This window comes from Amycolatopsis sp. NPDC049252 (assembly GCF_043197175.1).
In the GTDB taxonomy this organism is placed as follows: Bacteria; Actinomycetota; Actinomycetes; order Mycobacteriales; family Pseudonocardiaceae; genus Amycolatopsis.
Map to the genome: position 1 here is coordinate 113,379 of NZ_JBICSQ010000005.1, position 16,813 is coordinate 130,191.

Sequence of the window (16,813 nt, forward strand, 5' to 3'; positions counted from 1 at the left end):
ACAACCATGTACCGCTGAGCGGTACCAAGCCGTTTGCGTCGCGACACTAAGTTGCCAAGTCGTTAGCTTGACCTCGTTAACAAGGTCGACCCTGTTGGCGACTTTCTGGTCAACGATTAATCGCAAATCGAGATCCGCAGACACGGACGGGTTGCGATCGTACCGAAGGGTGTGGGTAGCCTTGTCGCAAATGCCAACGGTTAGTAACTTTCCGACGGTGACTGATACCGAATCCGTAGTCGGAGCGGCACCGTCCGAACCTGTACCGGTCCAGGCGGCCGTGCGGGAGGCCGACGCCAGTCCGCTGGTCCGGATCCGGTCCCTGCTCCCCGGCCTGGCCCGCGCCGAGCAGCGCGTGGCCAAGGTGGTGCTGGAGGATCCCGCGCAGGTCGCGAGACGCAGCATCACCGAGGTGGCCCTGGCCGCCAACACGAGCGAGACCACGGTGACGCGGTTCTGCAAGGCCGTCGGCGTCGGCGGGTACCCGCAGCTGCGCATCGCGCTGGCCGCGGACACCGCCCGCACCGAGGCGCGCAGCTCGCGCAACCTCGGCGGCGAGATCGGCCCCGAGGACGACCTGGCCGCGGTCATCAGCAAGGTCAGCTTCGCCGACGCGCGCGCCGTGGAAGAGACGGCCGAGCAGCTCGACGTCGCGACGCTGCAGCGCGTCATCGAGGTCCTCGCCGGCGCCGGCCGCGCGGACGTCTACGGCGTGGGCGCCAGCGCGTTCGTCGCCGCGGACCTGCAGCAGAAGCTGCACCGCATCGGCCGCGTGTGCTTCTCGTGGTCGGACACGCACATCATGCTCACCTCGGCCGCGGTGCTGAGCCCCGGTGACGTCGCGATCGGCGTCTCGCACACCGGCGCGACCACCGACACCGTCGAGGCGCTGCGGGTAGCCCGGGAACACGGCGCGATCACCGTCGCCGTGACGAACTTCCCGCGCTCCCCGATCACCGAGGTGGCCGACTACGTTTTGACCACGGCCGCCCGGGAAACCACGTTCCGTTCGGGAGCCACGGCGAGCCGCATCGCCCAGCTCACCGTCATCGACTGCCTGTTCATCGGCGTCGCGCAGCGGCACATGGACGCGTCGGTCAACGCCCTGGACGCCACCAGGGACGCGGTCGGCTCGCACCGCCTGGGAGTGAGGCCGGACGGTCGTCGCCGTCCGCGGGAAACCGGCAAGTAATGACCGGAGAAAATGTGAGGCGCATGATGACCGTCCCCATGCAGGCGGTGCACGTCGATTCGCCGACCGAGACCCGCAATCCCCGCACCACGGACATCGACCTGATGTCCACCGCGGGGATCCTGGGCGCGATCAACGCCGAGGACCGCACGGTCCCCGGTGCGGTCGCCGCCGTGCTGCCGGAGGTGGCGCGCGCGGTGGACTACGCGGTGGACGCCCTGCGGTCGGGCGGCCGGGTGCACTACGTCGGCGCGGGGACGTCGGGTCGTCTCGCCACGCTGGACGCGGCCGAACTGGTGCCGACGTTCAACGTGCCGGGTGACTGGTTCATCGCGCACCACGCCGGCGGCGAGCGCGCCCTGCGCCAGGCCGTCGAAAACGCGGAGGACGACGACGGGGCCGGCGCGGCCGAGATGGCCGCCATGGTTCAGCCGGGTGACTTCGTGCTGGGGCTGACGGCGTCGGGCAGGACGCCGTACGTCTTGGGCGCGCTGCTCGCCGCACAGCGCCAGGGCGCCCACACCGGCCTCGTGTCGGGCAACGCGAAGGCGGCCAAGCCCGCCGGGGTCGACGTGCTCATCGCCGTCGACACCGGGCCGGAAGCGATCGCCGGCTCGACCCGGATGAAGGCGGGCACGGCGCAGAAGATGATCCTCACGTCGTTCTCGACGGCGACGATGATCAAGCTCGGCCGGACCTACTCCAACCTGATGGTCAGCATGCGGGCCACCAACGCGAAGCTGCGCGGCCGGACCATCCGCATCCTGCAGGAAGCCACCGGCATGACGATGGCGGACTGCTCGGACGCGCTCACCGAGGCCGGGGGCGACCTCAAGGTGGCGCTGGTGCACCTGCTGTCCGGGGCGGACGTCACGAGCGCGGCGAAGGCGCTCCACACGTCCGGCGGACACGTCCGCAAGGCGCTGGACCTCGTGAGGGCACGCGCCAGCTAAGACATTGCCCTTCATCTGTTCACCTGCCTAACCTCTCAGATGAGAGGGAAGGCGGGTGGGCCATGACGGGCACGATCGGGGCGACCGGGTCACGGCTTTCACGCCGTGAATGGGTGTCCGTGGGCGGGATGGCCGGTTTCATCCTGTTGCTGAACGTCGTGGGCTGGGTGGTGCTGGCGGCTTTCGTCGCACCCCAGCACTACGCGTTGGGGACGTCCGGCGTGTTCGGCATCGGGCTGGGCGTCACGGCGTTCACGCTCGGCATGCGGCACGCGTTCGACGCCGACCACATCGCGGCGATCGACAACACGACCCGCAAGCTGATGGCCGACGGCCAGCGGCCGCTGTCGGTCGGCTTCTGGTTCTCCCTCGGGCACTCGACGATCGTCTTCGTGCTGTGCCTGCTGCTCTCCCTCGGTGTCCGGGCGCTGGCCGGGCAGGTCCAGGACAACGGGTCGGCGCTGCACAAGACCACCGGCCTCATCGGGACGTCGGTGTCCGGCGTGTTCCTGTACGTGATCGCGATCCTGAACCTCGTGGTGCTCGTCGGCATTCTGCGCGTCTTCAAGCGGATGCGCCGCGGCGAGTTCGACGAGGCCGCGCTGGAACACCAGCTGGACAACCGGGGCGTGCTGAACCGGCTGCTGCGCGGGGCGACGAAGGCCGTGCGCAAGCCGTGGCACATCTACCCGGTCGGCCTGCTGTTCGGCCTGGGCTTCGACACCGCGACGGAGGTCGGCCTGCTCGTGCTGGCCGCGGGCGCCGCGACGTTCGCCCTGCCCTGGTACGCGATCCTCGTGCTGCCGATCCTGTTCGCCGCCGGGATGAGCCTGTTCGACACCGTGGACGGCTGTTTCATGAACTTCGCCTACGGCTGGGCGTTCGCGAAGCCGGTGCGCAAGATCTTCTACAACCTCACGGTGACGGCGCTGTCGGTCGCCGTCGCGCTGCTGATCGGCACGATCGAGCTGGTGTCGATCCTCGCCGAGAAGCTGGACATCACGTCCGGGCCGCTGGCCGCGATCGCGTCGGTCGACCTGGACTACGTCGGGTTCGGGATCGTCGGGTTGTTCGTGCTCACCTGGGTGATCGCACTGGCGGTGTGGCGGTTCGGGCGGATCGAGGAGAAGTGGTCCGCGAAGCTGGGTTGACGCACAGCGCTAGCGCGGCCAGTGCGGCGAGCGCGCCGGCCGGGCCAACCCACGCCGGGCCCGCTTCGGCGAGGACGACGCCGCCGAGCACCGAGCCGAGCGCACCGCCGACGTAGATCGCCGAGCCGTTCACGCCCAGCGCGACGGTCGGGACGTCCGGCGCGATCGTGAACAGCCGGTGCTGCTGCGGCACCATGAGCAGCCCGCCGAACGCCCCGGCCAGCACCGCGAACAGCAGCGCCCCGGGCAGGGACAGCACGGCGACGTCCACGACCGCGAGCACGACCGCGGTGCCCGTCAGCGAGAACGCGAGGACCCGCGCCGGGCCGAGCCGGTCGGTGGCGCGGCCGGTGAGCGTCGTCCCGGCGAGCTGGCCGAGCCCGAACCCGACGAGCACCCACGACAGCACGGCGCCGCTCGCGACCGGTGCGACCAGCACCGGCAGGTAGACGAACACGGTGAACGCGGCGAGCGTGCCGAAGACCGTCACCACCAGGACGCGGGCGACGGCCGGCCGCACGACGACGGCGAGGCGTTCGCGCAGCCCGGCCGCGGGCACACGGACCTCGGGGATGAGCGGGATCAGCGCCGCGACGACCACCGCGACCACGCCGATCCCCCACATCACCGCACGCCAGCCGAACCAGTTCCCGGCGAGCACGCCGATCGGGACGCCGAGCACCATCGACACGCTCATCCCGGCGGCGACCGTCGACAGCGCCCGCCCACGCCGTTCTTCGGACGAGAGCGCGCCGGCGAGGACGTAGGCGTTGGATTGGAACGCGGCCGCGCCGACGGCGGCGAGCAGCCGGGCCGCGGCGACCACCGCGAACGACGTCCCGAGCGCCTGCCCGGCCATGCCGACGGTGAACAGGGCCATGCCGCCGGCCAGCACCCACCGGCGGTCCCAGGTGCCGGTGAACGCGGCGATGAGCGGCGACGCGACCGCGTACGTCAGGGCGAAGACGGTGGTGAGCTGCCCCGCGACGGACTCCGTCACGTGCAGGTCGGCGGCGATGACCGGCAGCAGGCCGTTGAGCACGAACCCGTCGGTGCCGACGGTGAACGTGCCCACCGCGAGGACGAGCAGGATCCCCAGCCGATCATTAGATGATCGTCGAATCGTCATACGGTCATGATGGAGCTATACTTCGATCGTTGTCAAACGATCCAACTGTTGGGAGGCCACGGTGGCCCGGACGCTGCCTCAGCCGGCGCGCGAAGCGATCGAGATCGTGACGGTGCTGCAGGCACTCGCCGATCCGGTGCGCCTGGAGGTCATCCGTGAGCTGTCGACGGTGACGGAGCCGCGAAGCTGCTCGCTCGAGGCGTACGACGTCGACATCACGGCGGCGACGCTGTCGCACCACTGGCGCGTGCTGCGCGAAGCCGGGTTGACGACGACGTTCGTCGACGGACGCCGGCGCTGGGTCGAACTACGGCGTGACGACCTGCAGGCACGGTTCCCCGGCCTGCTGGACGCCGTGCTGGCTTAGGAAGCCGCGTCCGAGATGCTCTTCGCTTCACGCGCACCGGCTTCGAACGCTTCGCAGTTGAAGAGCAGCCACGCGCGTACGCCCTCCGGCGTCCCGCTCGCAAATCCTTGTGCCGCTTCGAGATAACGCGGCACGCGGCGGAAGAACGCGACCTCGGGGATGCTGAGCGCCTTCGGGTCCAGGCCCGTCGCGACCATCGTCAGCCGGGCCGCGGCCCGCGCGACGACGCCGTCCGCGCTGCCGAAAGGCTTGAGGGCCAACAGTTCCCCGTGCACGACGGCCGTCAGGACCGGCCCCGGCACGGACGTCGCCCCGGTCACCAGCTGCGCCAGCATCTCCAGCCGGCCACCGCCGGAATGCGGGCGTCCCAACGCATCCGGGTCCGACACGAGGTCCGCCGCGGCGAGAACGTGCATGCGTGCCAACGCCTGCATCGGCGCGCGGCGCCACGTCGGCAGCAGCGACTCCAACGTCTCCGCGACACGCAACGCCCCGGCCAGCACCGGGTCCGTGACCCCGCCGTCGGCCGGCAGTTCCGGGTTGGTGCCCTCGATCCCCGCCGACGCCCGCGCCGCGCGGACCGAGGCTTCGGCCGCGGTCGCCGCGCCGCCGCGCAGGTTCGCCGGGAGGCGGTGCACCGCGAACACGGCGTCCTGCGCGGACTTCGCCGCCGCCGCCACGCCTTCGAGGTCGAGCAGGGGCTTCAGCGGGTCACTCATGCGTCGAGAACCTGTCCTTCGCGCTTGACCACGGGCGGCAGCACCGACCACGGGAAGTTGATCCACTTGTCGGTGCGGCGCCAGGCGTACTCGCACTTGACCGTCGAACGCGGCTTCTCGTAGACGACGGCCGAGCGCACCTCGGCGACGTGGTCGAGGCAGTAGTCGCGGACGAGCTTGAGGGTGGCGCCGGTGTCGGCGACGTCGTCCGCGATCAGCACCTTCTTGCTGGTGAGGTCGACGGCGTTCGGCACCGGCGGCAGCATCACCGGCAGGTCGAGGCGCTGGTCGACGCCGGTGTAGAACTCGACGTTCATCACGTGCAGGTTCTTCACGTCGAGCGCGTACCCGAGCGCGCCGGCGACGAACAGGCCGCCGCGGGCGATGGAGAGGATGAGGTCGGGCGCGAAGCCGTCTTCGGCGATGGTGTGAGCCAGTTCACGGCTTGCCGTGCCGAACAGCTCCCAGCTCAGCTCTTCCCGCTCTTCGGCCATCGATCTCGCCCTTCCGTCGTGGTCGGTCGAGCATAGGCAACGCCGAAGTGGCCTGCGGAAACGCTCGAATATTGGCTATCAGGAACAGCCAATAACCGTGCTTAAGGTGATCACGTGAGCGACTGGAGCACCCGACCGACCCTGTCCGGCGAGCACGTCCGCCTGGAGCCGTTGACGCCCGGCCACGCCAAGGGCCTGCTGGAGGCTGGCGCCGACCCGGGCATCTGGGCGTGGCTCAGCGTCCGGCAGCCCGTGGACGTCCCGGCCGCCGAACGGATGATCTCGGACGCGCTGGCCGACCTCGCCCGGCGGCCCTTCGCGCAGATCGACGCCACCTCCGGCCGGGTCGCCGGGACGACGTCGTACTACCAGGTCGTCGAGCAGCACCGGATCCTCTCGATCGGGCACACCTGGATCGGCGCGGACTGGCAGCGCACCGGGCTGAACACCGAGTCGAAACTGCTGCTGCTCACGCACGCGTTCGAAACCCTTGGGGCACAACGGGTCGCGTGGGAGACCGACATCCGCAACCTGCGCTCACAACGCGCCATCGAGCGACTTGGCGCGCTTCGTGAAGGCGTCCTGCGCGCGCACCGGATCCGGCCGGACGGGTCCTCGCGCGACACCGTCACCTACTCGATGCTCGCGCCGGAGTGGCCGGCCGCGAAGGCCCGCCTGAACGAACGCTTAGTCACCGGGGCTCGCCTGCCTCGGTGAAACCCCGGGGCAACGTGGGTGCAACCTTTTACAAGGCGGACTAACGTCGCTAGCGTGCCGCTAGCCGGTGATCGGCGCACTACAGGAGGCCTTGCAACCATGACCGAGCAGTCCCCAGCCCTGGACAACCTGCTCACCGAGAGCCGTACTTTCCCGCCCAGTGACGATTTCGCTGCTCAGGCCAACGCGCAGGCCGATCTCTACAGCGAGGCGGACGCCGATCGCGAGGCCTTCTGGGCGAAGCAGGCGGAGCGGCTGACGTGGGACACGAAGTGGACCACGGTACTGGACTGGACCAATGCGCCCTTCGCGAAGTGGTTCGTCGGCGGCAAGCTGAACGTCGCGTACAACTGCGTCGACCGGCACGTCGAGTCCGGTCACGGCGAGCAGGTCGCGATCCACTGGGTCGGCGAGCCGGGTGACACCCGGGACATCACCTACGCCGAGCTGAAGACCGAGGTCTCCCGGGCCGCCAACGCCCTCCTGTCCCTCGGCGTCACCGCCGGCGACGTCGTGGCGATCCAGCTGCAGATGGTCCCCGAGGCCATCTTCGCGATGCTCGCGTGCGCCCGGATCGGCGCGCTGCACAGCGTCGTCTTCGGCGGTTTCTCCCCGACCGCGCTGCGCGCCCGCGTCGACGACGCCGCCGCGAAGATCGTGATCACCTCCGACGGCCAGTTCCGCCGCGGCAAGGCCGCGCCGATGAAGGCCAACGTCGACGAAGCGCTCGAAGGCGCCGAAACCGTCGAGAAGGTCATCGTCGTGCAGCGCACCGGCGACCAGCTCGAGGGCGACGTCCCGTGGACCGACGGCCGCGACCTCTGGTGGCACGAGCTCGTCGGCGATCAGTCCGAAGAGCACACTCCCGAGGCGTTCGACAGCGAGCACCCGCTGTTCATCCTCTACACCTCCGGCACCACCGGGAAGCCGAAGGGCATCCTGCACACCTCCGGCGGCTACCTGACGCAGACGGCGTACACGCACCACAACGTCTTCGACCACAAGGCCGGCGAAGACGTCTACTGGTGCACCGCCGACATCGGCTGGATCACCGGCCACAGCTACATCGTCTACGGCCCGCTCGCGAACGGCGTCACCCAGGTCGTCTACGAAGGCACGCCGAACACCCCGCACGAGGGCCGGCACTGGGAGATCATCCAGAAGTACAAGGTCTCCATCTACTACACGGCGCCGACGCTGATCCGCACGTTCATGAAGTGGGGCGCGGAAATCCCGGAGAAGTACGACCTTTCGTCGCTGCGGGTGCTGGGCTCGGTCGGCGAGCCGATCAACCCCGAGGCGTGGATCTGGTACCGCGAGAACATCGGCGCGGGCAAGGCGCCGATCGTCGACACGTGGTGGCAGACCGAAACCGGCGCGATCATGATCTCGCCGCTGCCGGGCGTCACGTCCACCAAGCCGGGTTCGGCGCAGAAGGCGCTGCCGGGCATCTCGGCGAAGATCGTCGACGACCAGGCGTCCGAAGTGCCGCACGGCGGCGGTGGCTACCTCGTGCTCGACCAGCCGTGGCCGTCGATGCTGCGCGGCATCTGGGGCGACGAAGAGCGCTACAAGGAGACGTACTGGTCGCGCTTCAAGGACCAGGGCTTCTACTTCGCCGGCGACGGCGCGAAGTACGACAACGACGGTGACATCTGGCTGCTGGGCCGCGTCGACGACGTGATGAACGTGTCCGGCCACCGCATCTCGACGACCGAGGTCGAGTCGGCGCTCGTCTCGCACCCGACGGTCGCCGAGGCGGCGGTCGTCGGCGCGTCGGACCCGACGACCGGGCAGGGCATCGTCGCGTTCGTCATCCTGCGCGGCAACGCGGTGGACGGCGGCGAGGAGGCCATCCAGGCGCTGCGCAACCATGTCGCGAAGGAGATCGGGCCGATCGCGAAGCCGCGGCAGATCATGGTCGTGCCGGAGCTGCCGAAGACGCGCTCGGGCAAGATCATGCGCCGTCTCCTCCGCGACGTCGCGGAGAACCGGCAGGTCGGCGACGTCACCACGCTGGCCGACTCGACGGTGATGGACCTGATCTCGTCGGGCCTGAAGACGGGCAAGTCCGAGGAGTGAGCTAGCGTTCTCGTTGTCAGAGCCCTTCCGGCTTCGCGCCGGGAGGGCTCTGTCATGACACCCCCGCGCGGCATGCGTCGAACGCATGTTCTACACTGTGCCGCGAACCACACCCCCTTCCCGGGCAAGGAGACGACACGACGATGACCGTGGATGTCCTGACGCACGACGAGGAAACGGCTTCGGCGACCCCTGAGGCGCCCGCCGTTGCCACTGACGAGGCGACGACCGTCACCGAGTCCGCGTCCACCTCTTCGGAGGACCCGGCCCCCTCGGCTTCGGAGGACCCGGCTCCGGCCGAGCCCGCCGCCGAAGAGGCCCCCAAGCCCAAGCGCGGCCGCCCGAAGGGTGCGGCGACCGCGTCGACGGCGAAGAAGACCCGCACGGTCGAGCTGATCCTGACCGTCACCGGCACCGCCGATGGCGAATGGCAGGCCGAGCTGAAGAACGGCTCCAAGTGGGTCGCGAAGGGCCTGGAGATCCCCGCCGCCGCGGTGTCGCGCGCGGCGAAGGAGCTGCACTCCGACCTGTCCGGCCCGATCGACGAGGTGATCAACCAGGCCCGCGAGGCGCAGGCCGCGAAGGTCGCCGCGCTGGAAGCCGAGCTCGAGAAGGCCAAGCAGGCCCTCGCCGAGCTGGACGCCTGAGTCTCAGCTTTCTTCCCAGGAAGCGCCCGGTTCCGCATTGGCGGGGCCGGGCGTTTCCGCTTTTGTGCACCCCGCGGCCTCGGCCCCGAAAAGGCAGCCCCCACCCTTCCCGGGGGGCGTCCCCTGTCCAGTCTACTGGCCCCCACCTGCGAAAACGGGCCGCTCGGCGATCTGTGGACAACTCAGGCGACTGTGGATGGACGTTTGCGCGGCCGCTCGGAATCCGGTATCAGCCGAGGCGCGAGGCCGGGCCGGCGGGGTTGGGCTCACGCACCTGAAGGCCGGCTCGAGTACTCGGACAGTTGGCTCGCGTGCCTGGAGGGTCGGCTCGCGTATCTGGAGGTCGACTCAGCACCCTCCGACGGTCGGCTCGCGTACCCGAAGAGTCAGCTCACGTACCTGGAGGGTCGGCTCGCGTATCTGGAGGTCGACTCAGCACCTCCGACGGTCGGCTCGCGTACCCGAAGAGTCAGCTCACGTACCTGGACGGTCGGCTCGCGTACTCGGACGGTCGGCTCGCGCACCTGGAAGGTCGGCTCGCGCACCGCGATGGTCGGCTCACGTGATCCGCTGGCCAACGGCGCGCGCTTGGACAGTCGACACATGTCTGGAGGGTCGACACGCGTGATTGAAGGGTCGAAACGCCAGACCAGTTCAGGCGATGGGGGGTTGGGCGGGCAACGGGGACTTGAACTCGACCCACATCGAGTCCGTCAGCGCCTCCACCTGGTGTGACACCCCGCGCGGGTGCACCGCCGAATCGCCCGGTTCCAGTACCGCCTCCACCCCGTCGACGGAGCCGCGCAGGCGACCGGACAGGACGTACACGATCGAGTCGTGGTCGTGCGCGTGGAGCGGCGAACCCACCCCGGCCGGGTAGTGGATCAGGTAGGCCAGGCCCGAGTCCGCGCTCTCCAGCAGCCGGAACCGGCCCTCGCCGCCCTGGAGCGGGAGGCCCTCCACCGTCACCAGCGGCTGCCACACTTGCTCGTCCATGCCGCCCATCATGACCGAATGTTCCGCTGAGCGAGAAGTCCACTGAGGACTCTCTCAGGAACCCGGTTGTGTTTCACTTGTCAGGTGATCGGAACGCACCCCCATGAGCCGCACGAAGGTGTGGGCGGCAAGCTCAACTGGCTGCGCGCCGGGGTTCTCGGGGCGAACGACGGGATCGTGTCGGTCGCGGGCATCGTCGTCGGGGTCGCCGGGGCGACCACGGACAGCACCACGATCCTCACCGCCGGGATCGCCGGGCTCGTCGCCGGGGCGTTTTCCATGGCCGGCGGGGAGTACGTCTCGGTCAGCACCCAGCGCGACACCGAGCAGGCGCTGATCCGGCTGGAGAAGCAGGAACTGAAGACCATGCCGGAGGCCGAGGAGCAGGAGCTCGCCGACATCTACCGGCAGAAGGGCCTCTCACCCGAGCTGGCCAAGCAGGTTGCCCGCGAGCTGACCGAAAACGACGCGCTGCAGGCGCACGCCGAGGCCGAACTGGGCATCGATCCGGGCAACCTGACCAGCCCGTGGCAGGCGGCGTGGGCGTCGCTGGTCGCGTTCTCCGTCGGCGCGCTGCTGCCGCTCCTGGCCATCGCCTGGACCGGCGTCTCCCTGCGGGTCTGGGCCTGCGCGGCCGCGGTCGTCGTCGGCCTCACGCTGACCGGGTTGATCAGCGCGAGGCTCGGCGACGCGAACGTGGGACGCGCGATCCTGCGCAACGTCGGGGTCGGCGCCCTCACGATGGTGGTGACGTACTTCGTCGGTGTGCTCTTCGGCGTCACCGTCGGTTAGTGCACGCCCTTCATCATCCGGCGGATGAACGGCGACGCGAGGAACAGCAGGATGCCGATGGCGATGGCGACACCGCCGACGATGCCGAAGTACGCGCCCTCGTGGTCGGGCGAGTAGTACTGGGCGAGCTTGCCCGACATGGCCGTGCCGAACGAGATCGACAGGAAGTTCAGCGCGACCATCTGGGTGCGGAACGCCTCCGGCGCCAGCTTCGTGGCCAGCGACAGCCCGACCGGCGAGAGCCCCAGCTCACCGAGGGTGAACACGGCCAGGATGAGCACCATCGCGATCAGTGGGGTGCCGTTCGTGCCCGTGCCGGTGAACGGCAGGAACAGCAGGAACGCGACGCCCATGACGATCGTGCTGCCGACGAACTTCAGCGGTGACGACGGCTGCCGCGAACCCAGCTTCGTCCACAGCAGCGCGAACAGCGGGGAGAACAGGATGACCCAGACCGGGCCGACCGAGCCGACCCACGGGATCGGCACCTCCCAGCCGAAGATCCGGCGGTTCAGCCGGGTGTCGGCGTAGGTCGCGAGCACCGTGAAGATCTGCTGGTAGAGCGAGAAGAACGCGGCGCTGGCGATGAACATCGGGATGAACGAGTAGACCCGGCTGCGCTCGTCGCCGCTGAGCTTGCGGCTGGAGAGGATCACCGCGAAGTAGATGACCGAGATGATCCCGACGGTCCAGATCACGACGTCGGCCAGGTTCTCCGCGGTGACGATTCCGCTGAGCAGCAGCACGACGATCAGGGCGAGGACGACGACCACGCCGCCGACGACCAGCCGCCGGTTCGACGCCGGCAGCGGGTTCGGCACCTCGCCCGCCTTGTCCGGCAGGTTCTTCCGGCCCAGCGAGTACTGGATCAGGCCGAACGCCATGCCCACCGCGGCGAGGCCGAAGGCGAGGTGGAACCGGTGGTCGTTCTCGTTGCCCCAGACGAGGCCGGTGAGGATCTGGCCGACGAAGGCGCCGACGTTGATGCCCATGTAGAAGATCGTGAAGCCGCCGTCGCGGCGTTCGTCGTCGGGCGCGTAGAGCGTGCCGACGATGCCGGTCGCGTTCGCCTTCAGCCCGCCGCTGCCGATCGCGACGCAGGCGAGACCGATGCCGAGGCCGACGAGGCCCGGGAGCACGGCCAGGCTGATGTGCCCGAGCATGATGAGCGCGGCGCTGTAGAACAGCGTCCGCTCGGAGCCGAGCAGCCGGTCCGCGACCCACGACCCGACCACGGTCGCGAGGTAGACCAGGCCGCCGTACGCGCCGACGATGCCGAGCGCCGGGGCCTTCGGCAGGGCGAGCCCGCCGCGGTCGATCTCGTAGTACAGGTAGAACGGCAGGATGCTGAGCATCCCGTAGTAGGAGAACCGCTCCCACATCTCGACGCCGAAGAGGTTCGCCAGCCCTCGTGGGTGCCCGAAGAACCTCGTGTCCTGCTGGACCTCGGTGGAGGTGCTCACAACTGAGTCTTCCTTTGTCTGGACTTCGTTGTCGGTTCGCATGCTATGAGGACAACGTGTGACCCACCACCGGCACCAGGTGTGGTCCCGGCCATAACGTTCGGTGACGAAAGGTATTAAAATACCGTCAAGGTGCGCCGGGAAGTCTGGTCGGCAACAGTGATCAGCGACCCCAGGAGCCGCCGTGTCCCGTCCCTTGAGCGAGTTCGCTCGCTACCTGCGCACCGAGACCACCGGCGGGCTGATCCTGCTGGGCGCGACCGCGGTCGCGCTGCTCTGGGCCAACTCCCCGCTGCGCGAGAGCTACGACGCCCTGCGCGACTTCCGGCTCGGCCCGGAGCTCCTCCACCTGAACCTCACGATCGGCGACTGGGCGAAAGACGGCCTGCTCGCGCTGTTCTTCTTCGTCGCCGGGCTGGAGCTCAAGCGCGAGCTCGTCATCGGCGAGCTGTCGCGGTTCCGGCAGGCCGTGCTGCCGGTCGTCGCCGCGGTCGGCGGCATGATCGTGCCCGCGCTGGTCGCGCTGGGCGTCGGCTGGGGGACCCCGGGGATCGACCGGGCCTGGGCCATCCCGGTCGCGACGGACATCGCGTTCGCACTGGGCGTGCTCGCGCTGACGGCGTCCAACCTGCCCTCGAGCGCACGGGTGTTCCTGCTGTCGCTGGCCGTCGTCGACGACCTCGGCGCGATCATCGTCATCGCCGTCGTCTTCACGACCGGCTTCGACCTGGTGGCGGTGGGTGTCGCCGTCGTGGCGCTCGCGCTCTACGCCTACCTGCAGCACCGGCGGGTCCGGACGCCGTGGATCTACGTGCCGCTCGCGCTGGTCACCTGGGTCGCGGTGCACTCGGCGGGCATCCACGCGACGATCGCCGGCGTCGCGCTGGGCCTGCTCACCCGCGTCCGGGCCGACGAGGGTGAGGCCGAGGCGCCGGCCCTGCGGCTCGAGCACCGGCTGCAGCCGTGGTCGGCGGCCGTGGCCGTGCCGCTCTTCGCGCTGTTCGCGGCCGGGATCTCGGTCAGCGGTGACTCGCTCGGCCAGGTGCTCACGACGGCATTGCCGCTCGCCGTGCTCGCCGGCCTGCTCGTCGGCAAGGTCGTCGGGATCTTCGGCGCGAGCTGGCTGGCCGTGCGGCTCAAGGTCGCCGAGAAGCCCCGCGACGTGGGCTGGCGTGACATCGGCGCGTTGTCGGTGCTCGGCGGGGTCGGGTTCACGGTCAGCCTGCTGATCGCGGAGCTGGCGCTGCCCGGCGACGCGAGCGAACTGGCGAAGGCGGCCGTGCTGATCGCCTCCGGAATCGCGTCCCTGCTGGCCGCCGTGATGCTGCTGAGGCGGAGCAAGGTGCACGCCGAAGCGGATTGATCGCCGACACTCGCCCGGTCCGCCGCGCCCGCTCCAGGGCGTCATGGCACGATGACCCGGTGAGCAGCCCCAAACACGAACGCACCGGCCCCGACGGCGTGGGGGCCGTGCCTTACCTCCCGCTGTCCTCCGACACCGACGTCCCCGGCGACCAGTCCCTCGGCCGTCTCGTCGGCGACGCGACCCAGCACATCTCCACCCTGGTCAGGGCCGAGATGGAGCTGGCGAAGTCCGAGCTGGTCGGCGAGGTGAAGAAGGGCCTCAAGGGGGCCGTCTACTTCCTGATCGCGCTGACCGTCATCCTGTACAGCTCGTTCTTCTTCTTTTTCTTCCTGGCCGAAGGTTTCGCGGACTGGTTCCGGCCCGTCCACCGCTGGGGCGCGTTCGGCATCGTGTTCGTCCTGATGCTGCTGGTCGCGCTCGGCGCCGGGTTCCTCGGCTACCGCAAGGTGAAGAAGTTCAAGGCACCCGAGCGGACGATCGCCAGTGTCAAGGAGACCGCCGCCGCGCTGAAGCCGCAGAAGGCGCCCGAAGCCGACTTGACCACCACGCGCGACTGAGTTCGTTGCACGCGTCCCCCGACCCGTCGATCGTCCGGACCGGCGGACCGTGGGCGCACCGCGACGTGTCCGCGAACGGCATCCGGCTGCACGTCGCCGAGCTCGGCGAAGGCCCCGTCGTGGTGCTGCTGCACGGGTTCGCCGAGTTCTGGTGGACCTGGCACCACCAGCTGAAGGCGCTGGCCGACGCCGGGTTCCGCGCGGTCGCCGTCGACCTGCGCGGCTACGGCGACTCCGACAAACCCCCGCGGGGCTACGACGCCTGGACGCTCGCCGGGGACATCGGCGGGCTCGTGAAGTCCCTCGGCGCGCGGCGCGCGCACCTGGTCGGGCACGCGTGGGGCGGCATGCTCGCCTGGACGGTCGCCGCGCTGCACCCCCGGCTCGTGTCGTCGGTGACGGCGATCGGGGGCGCCCACCCGCTCGCGCTGCGGTCGTCGATCGCCCGGACGCTCTGGCGTGGTCAGGGCCGCGCGGCCGGGCACCTCTTCCGCTTCCAGATGCCGATGGCGCCGGAGAAGTGGCTGGTCCGCGAAGACGCCCAAGCCGTCGAGGACCTGTTCGCCGCGTGGGCCGGCGAGCCCTGGCGGTCCACTTCGGACTTCTCCGAAAGCACGGCGTCGTTCCGGCAGGCGATGCTCGTGCCGGGGGTCGCGCACAGCGCCCTGGAGTACTACCGCTGGGCGTTCCGCGCCCAGTTCCGCGGCGAGGGGCGCCGGTTCACCGACGCCGTCGGCCGCCGGATCGCGGCGCCGACACTGCAGCTGCACGGCGCCGACGACACCTGCATCCTCCCGGAGACGGCGACGTCGTCCGTGCGCTGGGCGGGCCCGCACGCCGAGCCGGAGTTCTGGCCGGGCGTCGGGCACTTCCCCCACCTCGAAGTGCCGGACCGCACGTCGGCGGCCTTGGCGGACTTCCTCAGCCGAGCGTGACGGCGTTCTTCGCCCGCTCCAGCGACGGAACGTCCGCATCCACGGTCTCGCGCTGCGGGACGGGCGTCAGGCGGCGCAGGAGCCGGTCGACACGTTCGTCGTCTGCGACGGCGCCGCGTCCACCTCCGCGCGGACCTGTTCGGCCGTCAGCGTGAAGCCGGTCTCCGGGTCCTCCACCGCCGCGCCGAACACGACGCCGATGACCCGGCCGTCCGGGGTCACCATCGGGCCGCCGGAGTTGCCGCTGCGGATCTCCGCGCGGACCGTGAAGACGTCCCGCTGCACGGTGTTGGCCTCGTAGATGTCCGGTCCGCGCAGGTTGATCCGGCCGCGCACGCGGGCCGGGGTCGCGCGGTACGGGCCGTCGAGCGGGTAGCCGAGCACGATCGCGCTGTCCCCCGCCCGGGCGGTTTCCGGCGCGAACTGCAGTGCCGGGGCCCGCAGCCGCGGCACGGCCAGCACGGCGATGTCGACCTCGGGGTCGAAGTAGACGACCCGGGCCGGGTAGTCGCCCTGGGTGGTCTCGATGCCGACGGTGTCGGTACCGGCCACGACGTGCGCGTTCGTCATCACCCGCTGCGGCGAGATCACGAACCCGCTGCCCTCCAGCGACCGCGAGCAGGAGCTGGCGGTGCCGCGGATCTTGACGACGCTGCCGTGCAGCTGCTGAACGGTCGCGCTGCTCTGCAGGGCCGGGTCCGGCGGCGACGTGTCCGCCGTCGGGGCCTTCTCGAACGGGTCGGTGATCGACGGGAAGCCGGATGCGTCGAGCAGCTTGCGCAGCTGGCTCGGGAGGTCCTGCGCGACCGCCGGCATGGCGTCGTTGACCTTGCCGAGCACCACCGAGTTGTTGATCGCCCGTGGCAGCCACGGGATGGCCGACACCGTGGTCAGCGAGGTCGCGAGCAGCCACGCCACCACGAACACGACCGCGGCCTGCACGATCGCGCCGAGCGTCTTGTCGATACCGGAGAGCTTGTCCGGGTTGATCTTCTGCCGCAGCCGCCGTCCGACGTAGACGCCGATCGCCTCACCGAAGGCGACCAGGAACACCACGGTCGCGACGGCGAAGGCGACCTTCCACACCGGGTCGTCGAAGAACGAGACCACCACGGGCGCCAGCTTGATGCCCACGATCGCGCCGAGCACGACGCCGACCAGCGACGGCAGCGCGATGATCACGCCCTGGTATGCGCCGGACACCGCCGCCAGCACGGCCAGCAGCAGCACCAGCACATCGACCCAGTTCAAAG

17 protein-coding genes are annotated in these 16,813 nt (G+C 69.9%); 11 read left to right on the top strand and 6 right to left on the bottom strand.

What is annotated here, in order from left to right; all coding sequences use genetic code 11:
- Positions 1-190 precede the first annotated feature (190 nt).
- The 3 genes from ACGFMK_RS10380 to ACGFMK_RS10390 all read left to right on the top strand — a co-directional run bounded on the left by ACGFMK_RS10380 (position 191) and on the right by ACGFMK_RS10390 (position 3,296).
- Complete coding sequence (locus tag ACGFMK_RS10380) at positions 191-1,192, top strand: MurR/RpiR family transcriptional regulator (protein ID WP_392760294.1); 1,002 nt, start codon at positions 191-193, stop codon at positions 1,190-1,192.
- Positions 1,193-1,215: 23 nt separating this feature from the next.
- Positions 1,216-2,145, top strand: a complete 930-nt coding sequence (locus tag ACGFMK_RS10385) for an N-acetylmuramic acid 6-phosphate etherase (RefSeq protein WP_392760295.1) — start codon at positions 1,216-1,218, stop codon at positions 2,143-2,145.
- A gap of 62 nt (positions 2,146-2,207) precedes the next feature.
- Positions 2,208-3,296, top strand: coding sequence for a HoxN/HupN/NixA family nickel/cobalt transporter (locus ACGFMK_RS10390; protein ID WP_392760297.1), 1,089 nt, complete (start codon positions 2,208-2,210; stop codon positions 3,294-3,296).
- Here ACGFMK_RS10390 and ACGFMK_RS10395 read toward each other — a convergent pair.
- Positions 3,223-4,425 carry an MFS transporter gene (locus ACGFMK_RS10395; protein WP_392760299.1) on the bottom strand — a complete coding sequence of 401 codons (1,203 nt, stop codon included), beginning with the start codon at positions 4,423-4,425 and terminating at the stop codon, positions 3,223-3,225. The genes ACGFMK_RS10390 and ACGFMK_RS10395 overlap by 74 nt on opposite strands.
- A gap of 61 nt (positions 4,426-4,486) precedes the next feature.
- Between ACGFMK_RS10395 and ACGFMK_RS10400 the strand changes: the two genes are divergently transcribed.
- Entirely contained in the window at positions 4,487-4,792 is a 306-nt protein-coding gene (locus tag ACGFMK_RS10400; RefSeq protein WP_328612913.1) for a helix-turn-helix domain-containing protein, read from the top strand.
- Here ACGFMK_RS10400 and ACGFMK_RS10405 read toward each other — a convergent pair.
- A complete protein-coding gene (locus ACGFMK_RS10405; protein ID WP_392760301.1) occupies positions 4,789-5,511 on the bottom strand; it encodes an oxidoreductase in 723 nt (240 codons plus the stop codon). The two genes, ACGFMK_RS10400 and ACGFMK_RS10405, sit on opposite strands and share 4 nt — an antisense overlap.
- Entirely contained in the window at positions 5,508-6,005 is a 498-nt protein-coding gene (locus ACGFMK_RS10410) for a phosphoribosyltransferase (protein WP_392760303.1), read from the bottom strand. The genes ACGFMK_RS10405 and ACGFMK_RS10410 overlap by 4 nt, the downstream gene beginning before the upstream one ends.
- Before the next feature lie 114 nt (positions 6,006-6,119).
- On the opposite strand from ACGFMK_RS10410, the gene ACGFMK_RS10415 reads away from it, so the two are divergent.
- The 3 genes from ACGFMK_RS10415 (at position 6,120) to ACGFMK_RS10425 (ending at position 9,451) form a co-directional block, all read left to right on the top strand.
- Positions 6,120-6,722: a GNAT family N-acetyltransferase gene (locus ACGFMK_RS10415; protein ID WP_392760305.1), complete on the top strand. Its 603-nt coding sequence runs from the start codon at positions 6,120-6,122 to the stop codon at positions 6,720-6,722.
- Between the two features lie 99 nt (positions 6,723-6,821).
- On the top strand, positions 6,822-8,804 hold the full coding sequence (gene acs / locus ACGFMK_RS10420) for an acetate--CoA ligase (protein WP_392760306.1): 1,983 nt from the start codon (positions 6,822-6,824) through the stop codon (positions 8,802-8,804).
- Between the two features lie 143 nt (positions 8,805-8,947).
- Positions 8,948-9,451: a DUF6319 family protein gene (locus ACGFMK_RS10425; RefSeq protein ID WP_392760307.1), complete on the top strand. Its 504-nt coding sequence runs from the start codon at positions 8,948-8,950 to the stop codon at positions 9,449-9,451.
- A gap of 654 nt (positions 9,452-10,105) precedes the next feature.
- Here the strand turns inward: ACGFMK_RS10425 and ACGFMK_RS10430 are convergent.
- Entirely contained in the window at positions 10,106-10,459 is a 354-nt protein-coding gene (locus tag ACGFMK_RS10430; RefSeq protein ID WP_392760308.1) for a cupin domain-containing protein, read from the bottom strand.
- A gap of 72 nt (positions 10,460-10,531) precedes the next feature.
- Here ACGFMK_RS10430 and ACGFMK_RS10435 point away from each other — a divergent pair, with 72 nt between their 5' ends.
- Positions 10,532-11,239, top strand: coding sequence for a VIT family protein (locus tag ACGFMK_RS10435; RefSeq protein ID WP_392760310.1), 708 nt, complete (start codon positions 10,532-10,534; stop codon positions 11,237-11,239).
- Here ACGFMK_RS10435 and ACGFMK_RS10440 read toward each other — a convergent pair.
- Entirely contained in the window at positions 11,236-12,702 is a 1,467-nt protein-coding gene (locus tag ACGFMK_RS10440) for a peptide MFS transporter (RefSeq protein WP_392760312.1), read from the bottom strand. The two genes, ACGFMK_RS10435 and ACGFMK_RS10440, sit on opposite strands and share 4 nt — an antisense overlap.
- A 184-nt stretch (positions 12,703-12,886) precedes the next feature.
- On the opposite strand from ACGFMK_RS10440, the gene nhaA reads away from it, so the two are divergent.
- From nhaA to ACGFMK_RS10455, 3 genes are read left to right on the top strand one after another with little or no spacing between them, the layout of a single operon-like run.
- Positions 12,887-14,065, top strand: a complete 1,179-nt coding sequence (gene nhaA / locus ACGFMK_RS10445; RefSeq protein WP_392760313.1) for a Na+/H+ antiporter NhaA — start codon at positions 12,887-12,889, stop codon at positions 14,063-14,065.
- 59 nt (positions 14,066-14,124) lie between these two features.
- The gene (locus ACGFMK_RS10450) at positions 14,125-14,625 is read left to right on the top strand and encodes a phage holin family protein (protein ID WP_392760315.1); all 501 of its coding nucleotides are present in this window, start codon (positions 14,125-14,127) and stop codon (positions 14,623-14,625) included.
- Positions 14,626-14,630: 5 nt separating this feature from the next.
- Complete coding sequence (locus ACGFMK_RS10455) at positions 14,631-15,560, top strand: alpha/beta fold hydrolase (protein WP_392760319.1); 930 nt, start codon at positions 14,631-14,633, stop codon at positions 15,558-15,560.
- Between the two features lie 66 nt (positions 15,561-15,626).
- Here the strand turns inward: ACGFMK_RS10455 and ACGFMK_RS10460 are convergent, their stop codons facing one another.
- Positions 15,627-16,811, bottom strand: a complete 1,185-nt coding sequence (locus ACGFMK_RS10460; RefSeq protein ID WP_392760321.1) for a MarP family serine protease — start codon at positions 16,809-16,811, stop codon at positions 15,627-15,629.
- Positions 16,812-16,813 lie beyond the last annotated feature (2 nt).